At 67.4% G+C, this 12,928-nt stretch carries 10 protein-coding genes and 1 pseudogene; 7 read left to right on the forward strand and 4 right to left on the reverse strand.

Annotation, left to right across the window (positions count from 1 at the left end; translation table 11 throughout):
• Nucleotides 1–126: 126 nt before the first annotated feature.
• Nucleotides 127–351, reverse strand: coding sequence for a hypothetical protein (locus tag G3N58_RS12980; protein ID WP_205999343.1), 225 nt, complete (start codon nt 349–351; stop codon nt 127–129).
• Here G3N58_RS12980 and G3N58_RS12985 point away from each other — a divergent pair.
• The 7 genes and pseudogenes from G3N58_RS12985 to G3N58_RS13015 form a co-directional block, all read left to right on the forward strand.
• A pseudogene (locus G3N58_RS12985) lies at nt 336–983 on the forward strand (2Fe-2S iron-sulfur cluster-binding protein); the annotation flags it as partial. The gene G3N58_RS12980 and the pseudogene G3N58_RS12985 overlap by 16 nt on opposite strands.
• Before the next feature lie 11 nt (nt 984–994).
• The gene (locus tag G3N58_RS12990) at nt 995–1,996 is read left to right on the forward strand and encodes a xanthine dehydrogenase family protein subunit M (protein ID WP_205999330.1); all 1,002 of its coding nucleotides are present in this window, start codon (nt 995–997) and stop codon (nt 1,994–1,996) included.
• Nucleotides 1,993–4,203: a xanthine dehydrogenase family protein molybdopterin-binding subunit gene (locus G3N58_RS12995; RefSeq protein WP_205999331.1), complete on the forward strand. Its 2,211-nt coding sequence runs from the start codon at nt 1,993–1,995 to the stop codon at nt 4,201–4,203. Before G3N58_RS12990 ends, G3N58_RS12995 begins: the two co-directional genes overlap by 4 nt.
• Before the next feature lie 355 nt (nt 4,204–4,558).
• A complete protein-coding gene (locus G3N58_RS13000; RefSeq protein ID WP_167283670.1) occupies nt 4,559–5,146 on the forward strand; it encodes a nucleotidyltransferase family protein in 588 nt (195 codons plus the stop codon).
• Nucleotides 5,147–5,388: 242 nt separating this feature from the next.
• Nucleotides 5,389–6,960, forward strand: coding sequence for a DUF4130 domain-containing protein (locus tag G3N58_RS13005; RefSeq protein WP_205999332.1), 1,572 nt, complete (start codon nt 5,389–5,391; stop codon nt 6,958–6,960).
• Between the two features lie 404 nt (nt 6,961–7,364).
• Entirely contained in the window at nt 7,365–8,069 is a 705-nt protein-coding gene (locus G3N58_RS13010) for a PIG-L family deacetylase (protein ID WP_167039656.1), read from the forward strand.
• Nucleotides 8,070–8,251: 182 nt separating this feature from the next.
• Nucleotides 8,252–8,404, forward strand: coding sequence for a hypothetical protein (locus tag G3N58_RS13015; protein ID WP_167039654.1), 153 nt, complete (start codon nt 8,252–8,254; stop codon nt 8,402–8,404).
• Between the two features lie 46 nt (nt 8,405–8,450).
• Here G3N58_RS13015 and G3N58_RS13020 read toward each other — a convergent pair whose 3' ends face one another.
• The 3 genes from G3N58_RS13020 to aepX are packed head-to-tail and all read right to left on the reverse strand — an operon-like array spanning nt 8,451 to nt 12,449.
• On the reverse strand, nt 8,451–9,518 hold the full coding sequence (locus tag G3N58_RS13020; RefSeq protein WP_205999333.1) for a 2-aminoethylphosphonate aminotransferase: 1,068 nt from the start codon (nt 9,516–9,518) through the stop codon (nt 8,451–8,453).
• A gap of 25 nt (nt 9,519–9,543) precedes the next feature.
• A complete protein-coding gene (gene aepY / locus G3N58_RS13025; RefSeq protein WP_205999334.1) occupies nt 9,544–10,707 on the reverse strand; it encodes a phosphonopyruvate decarboxylase in 1,164 nt (387 codons plus the stop codon).
• On the reverse strand, nt 10,704–12,449 hold the full coding sequence (gene aepX, locus G3N58_RS13030; RefSeq protein ID WP_205999335.1) for a phosphoenolpyruvate mutase: 1,746 nt from the start codon (nt 12,447–12,449) through the stop codon (nt 10,704–10,706). The genes aepY and aepX overlap by 4 nt, the downstream gene beginning before the upstream one ends.
• Nucleotides 12,450–12,928 lie beyond the last annotated feature (479 nt).

The raw sequence follows: 12,928 nt of genomic DNA on the forward strand, positions 1-12,928 counted from the left end.
CAATTTTTAATACCGTTGTACCTGCAACGGCACCGAATTTGCTGCGCACGGTTTGTTTCGACGCGATGCGTTGAATCTCGACGCATCGTCAGCCTGCATTGGCCTTTCAATGGAGTCAACGGAACGTCATGTCCACGCACACCGAATGCCCGGATTCGGGCGACCCCGCCCTTCCGGAACAACGCCCGGAACCCGCCCACCTCGCCCACCCCTCGCAACCTTCTCAACCCTCTCAACCCTCTCAACCCTCTCAACCCTCTCAACCCTCTCAACCCTCTCAACCCTCTCAACCCTCTCAACCCTCTCAACCCTCTCAACCCTCTCAACCCTCTCAACCCTCTCAACCGTCACGCCGCCGCTTTCTCCAGTCGGCCGCCGCCGCCGCGACGATCGGCGCAGCACCGCCTCTGCGCGCGCAAACTGAGGCACCAGCCCCAGCCACGGCCACGCCGCCAGCCAATCCGGCCGTGCCGCCGCGCCCGGTCGCGTTGAACGTCAACGGCCGCGCCTACTCGCTGCAACTCGAACCGCGCGTGACGCTGCTCGACGCGCTGCGCGAATACGCCGGCCTGATGGGCACGAAAAAAGGTTGCGACCGCGGCCAGTGCGGCGCCTGCACGGTGCTCGCCGACGGCCGCCGCATCAATTCGTGTCTGACGCTCGCGGTCATGCACGAAGGCGAAAACATCACGACCGTCGAAGGACTCGCGACCAACGGCGTGTTGAGTCCGCTGCAACGCGCGTTCATCGAGCACGACGCGTTCCAGTGCGGCTACTGCACGCCCGGGCAGTTGTGCTCCGCGACGGCCCTGCTCGGCGAGTTCCGCAACGGCGCGGCGAGCGCCGCGAGCGCCGACGTGCGCACGCGTCCCGCCGCGCTTTCCGACGCGGAGATCCGCGAGCGCATGAGCGGCAACCTCTGCCGCTGCGGCGCCTACGCGAACATCGTCGCCGCGGTGCGCGCCGCGCACGGCAACGCGTAACGGAGACCGGCATGGATGCGATCTCCTACGAACGCGCCGGCGACGTCGCGAGCGCGCTGCGCGCCGCGCAACAACCGGGCGCGGTATTTATCGGCGGCGGCACGAATCTGCTCGATCTGATGAAGGGCGGCGTCGCGCGGCCCGTGCGGCTCATCGACATCACGCATATCGACGGGCTCGATGCGATCACGGCGCTGCCCGGCGGCGGCATCCGCATCGGCGCGCTCGTGCGCAACAGCGATGCGGCCAATCACGCGCTCGTGCGCGAATCCTACCCGTTGCTATCGCAAGCGCTGCTCGCGGGCGCGTCGGCGCAGTTGCGCAATATGGCGACGGTCGGCGGCAATCTGCTGCAACGCACGCGCTGCGGCTATTTCTACGACACGGCCTTCACCCAGTGCAACAAGCGCCTGCCCGGCAGCGGCTGCGCGGCGCTCGGCGGACACAACCGCATGCACGCGATTCTCGGCGCGAGTCCGCAATGCATCGCGGTCAATCCGTCCGATATGAGCGTTGCGCTGGCCGCGCTCGATGCGACCGTGCGGGTGAGCGGCGCGAACGGCGAGCGCACGATCGCGTTCGCCGATTTTCATCGGCTGCCCGCCGAGCGGCCCGACGTCGATACGACCCTGCTGCCCGGCGAGCTGATCACCGCCGTCGATCTGCCGCCGCCGCTCTTCAGCGCGCACTCGCACTATCTGAAAGTGCGTGACCGCGCCAGTTACGCATTCGCGCTGGTCTCGGTGGCCGCCGCGTTGCAGATGGACGGCGCGCGCGTAGAGACCGCGCGCATCGCGCTCGGTGGTGTCGCGCCTAAACCGTGGCGCGCGAGCGCGGCCGAACGGATGCTGGCCGGCCAGCCGCTCACGCAGAGCACGCTCAGGAATGCCGCCGCAGCCGCGCTCGACGGCGCGCGGCCGCTGCGCGACAACGGCTTCAAGGTGCAGCTCGCGCAACGCGCGATCGTGCGCGCGATCAACGAGGCGGCCGGTTACGCGGGAGGTGTCGCATGAATCTGATCGGCCAGCCGCTCGATCGCGTCGACGGCCTGCTCAAGGTCACCGGCGATGCGCGTTATGCGGCCGAATTCCCCGAAGCGCGACTCGCGCATGCGGTGCTCGTGACCAGCACGATTGCGCGCGGCACGATCGCGTCGATCGATGCGAGCCATGCCGAGGCCGTGCCCGGCGTGCTGCTCGTGATGACCTGCCGGAACGCCCCGCGCCTGCCGAACGGCGGTCAGCCCGCGCTCGCGCCGCCGGCCGGGCGGCGTCTGTCGCTCCTGCAGGACAACGAAGTGCATTACAGCAACGAGCCGGTCGCGGTGGTGGTCGCCGATACGCTCGAACATGCGACCGATGCCGCGCGCCAGCTGCGCATCGTCTATCGGGCCGAGGCCGCGGCGCTCGACTTCGCGCAGGCGAAGCCGAACGCGCATGCGCCCATCAAGCCGCAAGGCCGTCAAACCGACACGCAGCGCGGCAGCTTCGAGGACGGCATGCGCGGCGGCGCGGTGCATATCGAGGCGACCTATACGACGCCGATCGAGCATCACAATCCGATGGAGCCGCACGCGACGATGGCGCGCTGGGACGGCCCGCAACTGACGCTCTATTCGACCCAGGGCGTGAGCAACGCGGCGCAGGCGGTCGCCAGGGTGTTCGGCATGCCGGCCGGCGACGTGCGCGTGATCTCGCCGTTCATCGGCGGTGGCTTCGGCGGCAAGGGCTCGTCGTGGTCGCACGTATCGCTGTGCGCGATGGCCGCGCGGCAAACCGGACGGCCGGTGCGGCTCGTGCTCGAACGTCCGCAGATGTTCGGCCCGGTCGGCGCGCGCCCGCGCACCGAGCAGCACTTCGTCATCGCGGCGCGGCGCGACGGCACGCTGACCGCGATGCGCCACGACAGCTTCTCGAACACCTCGACGATCGAGGACTGGACCGAGACCTGCTGCATGGTCACGCGCATGCTCTATGCGGTGCCCAATCAGGTAACGACGCACCGGCTCGTGCCGCTCAATCTCGGCACGCCGACCTTCATGCGCGCGCCCGGCGAAACCACGGGCTCGTTCGCGCTCGAATCGGCGATGGACGAACTCGCTGCCGCGCTCAAGATGGACCCGCTCGCGCTGCGCCTCAGGAACTACGCCGAGCGCGATCCGCAGGAGAACAAACCGTGGTCGGGCAAGTCGCTGCGCGAGTGCTATCAGATCGGCGCGGAGAAATTCGGCTGGTCGCGCCGCTCGCCCGCGCCGCGCTCGATGCGCGACGGCAACACGCTGATCGGCATGGGCATGGCGACCGCCACCTATCCGGCCAACCGCAGCGAGGCGGCGGCGCTCGCGCGCATTCTGCCAGACGGCACCGCGATGGTCGCCTCGGGCACCCAGGACCTCGGCACCGGCACCTATACCGTGATGACCCAGGTCGCCGCCGATGCGCTCGGCTTCGCGCCCGAAAACATCCACTTCGCGCTCGGCGATTCGACCCTGCCGCGCGCGCCGGGCTCGGGCGGCTCGCAATCGGCGGCAAGCGTGTCGCCGGCCGTGCGCGAGGCGGCAAGCGCGGCGCGCGGCCAGTTGATCGCGCTCGCGCTCGCCGATCAGGCGTCGCCCGTGCATGGCCTCGCGCCCGAGGACGTCACCGTCGCCGACGGCTGGGTCGTGAGCCGCTCGCAGCCGGACCGGCGCGATCCGGCCGCGGCGATCATCGCGCGCGCGGGCGGCAAGCCGATCGAGGCGACCTCGACGGTCAGGCCCGGCAACGAGAAGCAGCAGTACGCGTTCCACTCGTTCGGCGCGGTGTTCGTCGAGGTGCATGTCGACGCGGACCTCGGCACGATCCGCGTGCCGCGCGTAGTGGCCGTCTACGACGTGGGACGCGTGCTCAACGAGAAGACCGCGCGCAGCCAGATGATGGGCGGCATCGTGTGGGGCATCGGCGCGGCGCTGCAGGAAGAGTCGTCGCTCGATACGCGCTACGGGCGCTTCACGAACGCGAATCTGGCCGAGTATCACGTGCCCGTGAATGCCGATATCGACACGCTCGACATCGCCTTCATCGGCCGGCCCGACCCGTATATCAACTCGCTCGGCGTGCGCGGGATTGGCGAGATCGGCATTACGGGCGTGCCGGCCGCGATCGCGAATGCGGTGTATCACGCGACCGGCGTGCGGGTGCGGGATCTGCCGATTACGCTCGATAAGGTGATGCGGGTTTAGTGGTGTGTGTCGGAGTGTTGGCGGTGAGGTGTTGGCGGTGAGGTGTTGGCGGTGAGGTGTTGGTGGTGAGGTGTTGGTGGTGAGGTGTTGGTGGTGAGGTGTTGGTGGTGAGGTGTTGGTGGTGGGGTGTTGGTGGTGAGGTGCTGGCCGTGCGGTGCTGGCCGTGCGGTGCTGGCCGTGAGGTGCCGGCCATGAGGTGCTGGCCATGAGGTGCTGGCGGTGGGAGATTGGCAGCGCGCGATTGCGTTACGGTGTCGAAAAGCGGCGCGGCCAACGCCATATGCCGGCATTCGCGCTTGCCTGACGTGGCCTTGCATCGCACAATCGGTCTCGTTCCTTCTATTGGGATTCGCCGATGGCCTACGCCTCGCTCGCCACAGGTGTCTTGCTCGCCGCCGGGTTCGGCTCGCGTTTCGATCCGGACGGGCTGCGCAACAAACTGCTCGCACGCCTGCCCGACGGCACGCCCGTCGCTCATGAATCGGCGCATCGGCTGCTGCTCGTCGTGCCGCATGTGATCGCGGTGGTGCGGCCCGGCTCGGATGCGCTCGCCCGCGTGCTCAACGATGCCGGCTGCGACGTCGTGTTCGCGGCCGGCGCCGAACGCGGCATGGGCGCGAGCCTCGCGGCGGGCATCGCAGCGAGCGACGACGCCGAGGGCTGGATCGTCGCGCTCGCGGACATGCCGCGCATCTCGATTCCGACGATCGAAACGGTGGCCCGCACGCTCGACGACGGCGCCGCGCTCGTCGCGCCGTTTTACGACGGACAGCGCGGCCATCCGGTCGGCTTCGGCGTCGAGCATTGCGAGGCGCTGCTCGCGCTCGACGGCGACGCGGGCGCCAGATCGCTGCTGATGACCCAACGTTTGACGCGCGTGGATGTCGACGATCCGGGCATCCTGCGCGACGTCGATACGCCGGAGGATTTGCGCGGGATTTAGGGGCGGTTTTTGCGGTTTTGCCGTTCTGCGGGTTTGCGGGTTTGTCACCCGCCGGCGGCGAACCCGGCATGCGCTTGCCTCGTTCTCACGGCCATTCTCAGAGCCATTTCGCCGCAGTCATCCCGAGCCTCGACCGCGCGGCATCTCCCGGCAAAAGCATCGGACTCGCCCAACCCGTCGCCCCCGCTTGCCCCAATCCCCCTTTGCGCACATACTGTATATTTATACAGTATTTTGCCGTCGTGAAACGCATCCTGATCGAACCGACTTTTGCCGCCTGGCGCCGTGCGGCGCGCGAAGCGCTGCGCGAAGGCATCGAGCCTTTATCGGTCGAATGGATTGAAGCCGAGGGCGAGGGCAAGGGCGAAGCGGAAAAAACCGCAACGCCACGAACCCGACCGTTCCTGGATAAAACCACCCTCGGCGCCGAAACGCCGCTCCTCGCTCGCCCCACACCCGCCATCCCCCGCGAGCTGCTCATGCAGCTAAAAACCGCCGCGTGCCATCGCTCGGACGATCGCTGGACTCTGCTCTACCGCATCCTGTGGCGCTGGATGCAGGGCGAACGCGGCGTCATCGAACTGCACGACCCCGACGGCGCGCTGCTCGCGCAACGCGCCGAGGCGATCGAGCGGGCCACCGCCGAACTCGTGCTCGGCACGCTGTTCAGACGGCGCGATCCGTCGATGGGGCCACCGGAATTCGTCGGCTGGTACGAGCCGCATCACGACCTGCTCGAACGCGCCGCCACGGAGTTCGCCGCGGACATGGGCAACTCCACGTGGATGCTCGCGACCCCGCGAGGCGCGGCGTTCTGGAACGGCATGCTGTTGCGCATCGGCCGGCCGGCCGCAGAAGAATATATCGAGGCCGAACATGCTTTGCCGGCGAGCGCGATGACCGGCGAAGCCGTCACGAGCGAACCGGCCGAAGCACTATGGCTTGCCTGGTACGCGAACGTCGTCAACGCGCAACCTGCGCCGGTGCCGCTGCGCTACTGGCGCACGCCGCCCGCCGGTCCGCCGCTGCCCGCGCATCTCGCACGCGAGCGCACGCGTCTTGGCGCGCGGGGTGCCGCCGTTCACGTGGCGCAGCCACCGCCCATCGAGATTTCCGCGCTCACGCCGCCGTTGCGCGAGCCGAACGGCCCGCTCGCCACCTGCCGGCGCTGCGGACTGTGGCGCAATGCGAAGCAGGCTGTCGCCGGAATCGGTCCCACGCACGCGGCGATCATGGCGCTCGGCGAGCAGCCCGGCGAATACGAGAACCAGCACGGCGAACCGTTCGGCGGCGCGACCGGGAAGTTGCTCGATACGGTGCTTGCGCGCGCCGGTGTCGAGCGCGCGGCGTTGTATCTGACCTATGCGGTCAAGCATTACAAGTGGGAGATAGCGACCGAGGCGCGCGCTATTCCACGGCAGCCGGGCCCGCAGCGCGAGAGCGGGCAGCGCGTGCATCGCGCGCCGGAACGCAGCGAAGTCGAGGCTTGCGGATACTGGCTGGACGAGGAGCTGACGCGGGTCGCCCCGCGCGTCGTCGTCACACTCGGGCCGACCGCGCTGAAAGCGTTGACCGGCGCGCACGTCAATCTGCCCGAATACCTCGGGCTCACGATCGCGCATCGCGGACGCCTGATCGTGCCGACGTGGCATCCGTCGTACGCGCTCAGAACCGCCGACGCGCGGCTGCGCGAGGATATCGTCGCGAACCTCGTGGCGGCGTTCAGGCACGCGACGGTGTTGGCGGCTCAGACGGCTCAGGCAACTCAAGCAACTCAAGCAACTCAAGCAACTCAAGCAACTCAAGCAATTTAGCCTGCTTAGGCGCTACGCCGCGCGATCAGTCATACAAACAGCAACGGCAAACATCCGCGACAAACGGCTTCGCCCCACCACGTCACCACACAGCCACACCACCACCCGACAGCAAGTCCGAACCTCCCGACATCGTCGCTTCGTCATACGCGGCGATCCGCTCTTCGGGCACACCGCTTGCGCGTCAGGAAACCGAGCGCAATCCGCGACGATTCCGCCTAAGCTGAGTTGACGCCGCGTTTTTCGCGCGCATCCGCATCTGCCTCGCAATCACACGCTTCGCTACACCCTGGCCGCGCCTTGCATCGCGCCGTGCATGGCGTCCCGAATCGCACCTCGAATTGCGCCCCGAATCGCACCCCGAATTGCATCCCCCAAACACGCCTTGACCCGCCCCGCACGCCATGAGCGAAACCACCCCACGCCTGTTCATCGTCTCGCCCCATTTCGACGACGCCGTCTTCAGCTGCGGCGCGCTGCTCGCCGCGCATCCCGACGCCGCCGTCTGCACGGTGTTCGCCGCGTCGCCCGAGCACGACATGCGCACCGAGTGGGATAAAAAAGCGGGCTTCGCGAGCGCGCGCGAGGCGATCCGCGAACGCACGCGCGAAGACAATCGCGCGCTCGACGTGCTCGACGCGATTCCGCTGCGTATGCCGTTTCGCGACGGCCAGTACGCCGATTCGCCGTCGATCGGCCAGATGGCGGCCGCGCTCGAGGAAACGATCTATCGCACGACCGCCAACACGCTGCTGATGCCGCTCGGCCTGCAGCACGACGACCACGCGCGCGTGTTCGAAGCCTGCTGCGAAATCCTGCCGCGGCTCACGCATCTGCACTGGTTCGGCTACGAGGAAGCGATTCACCGGCTCACGCCGGGCGCGCTGCAGGCGCGGCTCGCCGATCTCGCGCGGCGCGGCATCGTCGCGACGCCGGCGCACCCGAGCGCGGACCATACGATCGACATGCAACGCCGCGCGCAGCTCAAGCGCGAAGCCGTCAACGCCTACGCGAGCCAGTTGCGCGCGTTCGGCGCCGGCCATTACGACGACGTATTCGCAACCGAGCGCTACTGGCAACTGAGCGTCGGCCGCCGCGCGAAAAAATAGGGAAAAGTAGCCGACAGGAAGCGTGGCCAGCGCCTACGCTTGAATACAAAACGACGGAGACGGGCAGCGCATTTCGGCAGCGGCCCGCATGCATGGACCGTGTTGGCCCGCACTGGCCCTTACTGGCCCGCGGCAACCCCTCTCCGCCCGATTTCGCGCATTCCAACCGCAAAGGTGACGCCATGAGCGACGACCTGCACACGAGCCCGATTCCCGACCCGAACGCCGATCCGAACCGCGACCCCGAGGCCGATCCGCTCGTGCCGCCCGCGCCCGGCCATCATGTCGAGGAACCGCAGCGGCCCGACGGACCGCCGGACAAAGACCCCGTATGAGCGATGCCGCTCACGGCGCCCCGGCATCGCACGCAGCGCGGGCCGCTCAGCGCATCAGGTCGGTAAAGCCTTGCAGCAGGCGGTCGATATCGGCCGCATGGATGTTGCCCATCGTCGAAATGCGGAACAGCTCCGCCGACAGACCACCCTGCCCCGCGTAGATGACGAAGCCCTGCGCCTTTAGCGCGTCGTGCAGTTGCGGATACGCGATGCCGTCCGGCAAGCGGTACGCGCGCAGCACCACCGACGACTGATCCGGCGGCAACACGCTACCGATGCCGCGCTCGGCGAGCCCCGCGCGCGCCTGCCCGGCGAGCCCCGCATAGCGCGCATGGCGCGCGCGCCAGCCGCCTTCGTCGGCGAGTTCGCGCAGCGCTTCGACGAGCGCGTAGTACGCGTGAACCGAGGGCGTGAACGGCGTATTGCGCTGATCCTGCAAGCGCGCGAGACGGCCGAGATCGAGGTAGTACGTGCGGCTCGCCGCCCGCGCGAGCGCCGCGCGCCGCACCAGCACGAACGACGCACCCGGCACGCCGTGCAGACATTTGTTCGCGGTGGCGGCGACCGCATCGAGACTCGCGTCGGCGAAATCGATCGCCTCGGCGCCGAAGCTGCTCACGCCGTCCACCAGCAGACGCAGGCCGCGCGCGCGGCACAGGGCGCCGAGCGCGGCGATGTCGTTCAGACGCCCCGTGGTCGTCTCGTGGTGGATCACCGCGACGTGCGTGAACGACTTGTCGGCGTCGAGCCGACCGGCGATCTTCGCGAGATCGGGCGCGTCCATCCAGTCGTGCTTCAGCGCTTCGTGCGCGATGCCGTATTGCGTCGCGATCTGCGCGATGCGCTCGCCGTACACGCCGTTTTCGACGACAAGCAGCTTGCCGCCCTGCGGCACGAGCGCGGCCGTCATGCTTTCGACGGCGGCCGTGCCGGAGCCCGTCATCAGCACGGCCTGCCATTCGTTCGGGTCGAGCCCGTACACGTCGACAAGACGCGTGCGCGCCTCTTCCTGCAAATCGAAAAACTCGCTTTCGCGATGGCACAGGTCCGTCTGCAACAGGCTGTTGCGGACACGCTCGGTGAGCGTCACCGGGCCGGGGTTAAGCAGCAGCATGGGGGTTCCTTCAATTGCGATGGGTTCAGGCGGCGCCGATGTGGCGCATCAGGCGCGTCTTCACATCGGGCGGCGTGATGGTCGGGCGCGGCAGGCCGTCGGGCGTGCCGCGGCGGATCGTCAGGCGTGCGAAGCGCGGGCCGTCGAGCGGCGGCGCGGCGAACAGCGCGTCGAGCACGGCCGGATCGTCGCTCTCGACCGCCGACGCATAACCGCACGCGGCCGCCACGCCCGCGAACGACACCTGCGCCGACACCGTCGCCTGGCCGCCGGTCGAATCGTGCGCGCCGTTGTCGAGCAGCACGTGCGTGAGGTTCGCCGGACCGTATGCGCCGAGCGTCGCGAACACGCCCATGCGCATCAGCGCGGCGCCGTCGCCGTCGAGCGCGACCACGCGCAGGTCCGGCCGCGCGAGCGCAAGACCGAGCGCGAACGGCGTCACGCAGCCCATCGAGCCGACCATGTAGAGCTGGTTCGCGCGATCGTCGATGGCATAGAGTTCGCGGCCGCAAAAGCCGGTCGAGGCAAGCACCACGGTCGAGTCGAGCGGCGTATGCGCGATGACCTTTTGCAGCGCATCGTGACGCGTCGCAAGTTCGTTGGCGGCGACGCCGCGGAACTCAGCGCGCGGCGCCACCGGCGTCTTGCGCGCGGGCGCGCCGCCGTCCTTCAGTTCGTACGGCGCGACGCTGCCCTTTTGCATCACGAGCGCATACGGGCGGCCGGTCGCGTCCATGTGCGCGACCGCGCGCTCGAGTGCCGGGCCAATCGCATCCGCCTCGGTCGGGAAGGTCTCCCATGGGATTTCCATCGTGTCGAGCATCGCCGGCGTGATCGGGCCCATCAGCGCGTGCTGCGGCTCGTCGGCGACGCCGGGCTGGCCGCGCCACGTGACGATCAGCAGTTGCGGCAAACGGAAGGTCCATGTCAACGAGGTCAGCGGGCTCACCGCGTTGCCGAGCCCCGAATTCTGCATCATCGTGATGCCGCGCCGGCCGTTGCGCGCGCCGAGCGTGACGCCCGCGATCAGCGCGACCGCGTCGCCCTCGTTGGCCGCCGATACGTAGTGCAGCGAGTCGTCCTGCAACACGTAGTTGATGAACGGCGTCAGATATGAGCACGGCACGCCCGCGTACCAGTCGAAACCGCGCTCGCGCGCCGCCTCGACGAACTGTGCGGCTTCGATCATCGCGCGTCTCCGTGTGCTTCCTGCTGTGCTTCATGCTTCGCTGCCGCGCCCGCCGCCGTCGCGAACGGCGCCTGCGCGTGGGCGAAATCGCCCGCGCGGCGAAAGTCGTCGAGATCGTTGACACCGCGCCAGTGACCATGCACGTATTGCACCTCGATCGATTCGCCGGCTTCGATCAGCGCATTGAGCAGCGCGGGCATGTCGAGCGAGGCGAAATCCGCCCGTGCCTGCAACTGCGCCATCACGGCCTGCAAGCGCTCGCGCCCCGCGCCGCGCACGTTCAGCAGACCGACCCAGCGGCCATGCGGTGCCTGTGCGGCGCTCGCCGCCGCCGACTCAGCCTGAGCCTGCCCGCTCGCGACATGCCGCAGCACGACCTTCGTGCCGAACAGGCCGCGGTCGTCGACCGCCGAGCACCACGCGAAATCGCGCACGCTCGCGTTTTCCGCGTCGGTCAGCGACGAATCGACGACCACGCTGAAGGCCGCCTCGCTCTCCACCAGATCGCGCAGGATATAGCTGCGGAACAGCAGATCGCCGTACGAGATCACGGTATCGCCGCTCAGCGTGTCGAGCGCGCACGCGAGCGACGCGAGTTCGCCAGTCTGCGCATGTTGTTCGTTGACGACGAGCTTGATGCCGGCCGTTTCGATCGCGTCGGCGCGATAGCCGCCGACCACCGTGATGTCGTTGACACCCTGCTTCTTGAACGCATCGACGAGCCAGCGCAGCAGCGGCTTGCCCGCGATCGGCAGCATGACTTTCGGACGATCCTCCGTGACGGCTTCGAGCCCCTTGCCGCGGCCCGCGGCAAGCACGACGGCGGAGCCGGCCGCGCGGCCGCTCGACAGATAGCGGTCTTCGGCTTCCGAATATTCGTCGGCATCCTGCAGGCGGAAGATTTCGTTGACGGCGGCGATGCTGTCCTCGACGTTGACGAGCGTTTCGCTCGCATGGATGTCCTTCGCGACCGCCTGCATCGCCGAGGTCGACGCGCGGATCAGATGGTTCGCCCAGATCACGGCGCTGATGCCCGCCTCGCGGAACACGTCGGTCGGCGTGCTGTAGTACTTGGTCGGCACGATCACGAGCGGCGCGCGGCCGGCCCATTCGCGCGCGAATTCGAGAATCTCGTCGGGGCGCGACAGCTTGCTGTGAATCAGGATCGCATCGGCGCCGGCCTGGCGGTAGGCTTCGGCGCGGCGCAGCGCTTCGTCCATGCCCCAGCCCGCGATCAGCGCCTCGACGCGTGCGACGATCGAGAAATGCTCGTCGTTCTGCGAGTCCTTGCCGGCCTTGATCTTGCCGCAGAATTCGTCGATCCCGGCAAGCGGCTGCGCCTCGCCGTTGATAAAGCTGTTGGTCTTCGGAAACTGCTTGTCTTCGATACACACACCGGCGATGCCGCGCTGTTCGAGCTTGCGCACGAGGCGGCGCACATTGTTGAAGTTGCCGTAGCCGGTGTCGCCGTCGAGCAGGATCGGCAGATCGCTCGCGTCGGCCATGAATTCGAGCGTGTCGACCACCTGAGTCCAGCTCGCCTCGTTGTTGTCGCGCACGCCGAATTGCGCGGAGATCGCGAGGCCCGAGCCCCAGATCGCCTTGAAGCCGGCTTCGCGAACGATGCGCGCGGACAGGCCGTTATGGGCCTCCATCATGAATTCGAGCTCGTTGCTGAGCAGCATCTGGCGCAGACGCGCACTGCGGGATTGGGAAACAAAAACGGGTTCGCGGGCGTTCATTTTCAATACTCCTGATGGCGGGCTTATTGGTGTTTTTCTATGCCCGGCTGGCGACGGGAAAAGCGCGACTATAACGGAATTCTTTATGGCGGGTTTTCTGGAATACACACGCATTTCCGGTGTTGCGATTAAGTGGAGAAATGTGCTATTTTTTGCGCCTGCGGTCGAATAAAGGAGTTCTGTGTTTGTTTGGTGTTTTGTGGAGTCTTGATGCGATGGCTTACTGTGTGTTTTTCCATGAGCCTTTCTGGGTATGGCTCAGATGGGTATCTGGCTTACACGGTGGTTTTCTGGCGCCTATATTTACTCATGCTTTGAATCGTTATTTTTCACGGAGAATTGCTATTTAATTAGTCCGGCCTGAATAATTCGTTTTGCGCGGCGTTAGCCCTCATGCCGTGAAGACGACAGTGGTCGAGCGGTTGAGCAAAGCGAACAGAACAAGGGCGCAAAGAAGCCGCAGCTTCCTGAGGATCATG

It is taken from the genome of Paraburkholderia sp. Ac-20342 (assembly GCF_017104985.1).
Lineage (GTDB): Bacteria > Pseudomonadota > Gammaproteobacteria > Burkholderiales > Burkholderiaceae > Paraburkholderia.

Bases quoted from the DNA above. Each gene is read 5' to 3' on its own strand.
- G3N58_RS12990 (WP_205999330.1), top strand. From the start codon at position 995: ATGGATGCGATCTCCTACGAACGCGCCGGCGACGTCGCGAGCGCGCTG.
- G3N58_RS12995 (WP_205999331.1), top strand. From the start codon at position 1,993: ATGAATCTGATCGGCCAGCCGCTCGATCGCGTCGACGGCCTGCTCAAG.
- G3N58_RS13000 (WP_167283670.1), top strand. From the start codon at position 4,559: ATGGCCTACGCCTCGCTCGCCACAGGTGTCTTGCTCGCCGCCGGGTTC.
- G3N58_RS13010 (WP_167039656.1), top strand. From the start codon at position 7,365: ATGAGCGAAACCACCCCACGCCTGTTCATCGTCTCGCCCCATTTCGAC.
- G3N58_RS13015 (WP_167039654.1), top strand. From the start codon at position 8,252: ATGAGCGACGACCTGCACACGAGCCCGATTCCCGACCCGAACGCCGAT.
- G3N58_RS13020 (WP_205999333.1), bottom strand. From the start codon at position 9,518: ATGCTGCTGCTTAACCCCGGCCCGGTGACGCTCACCGAGCGTGTCCGC.
- aepY (WP_205999334.1), bottom strand. From the start codon at position 10,707: ATGATCGAAGCCGCACAGTTCGTCGAGGCGGCGCGCGAGCGCGGTTTC.
- aepX (WP_205999335.1), bottom strand. From the start codon at position 12,449: ATGAACGCCCGCGAACCCGTTTTTGTTTCCCAATCCCGCAGTGCGCGT.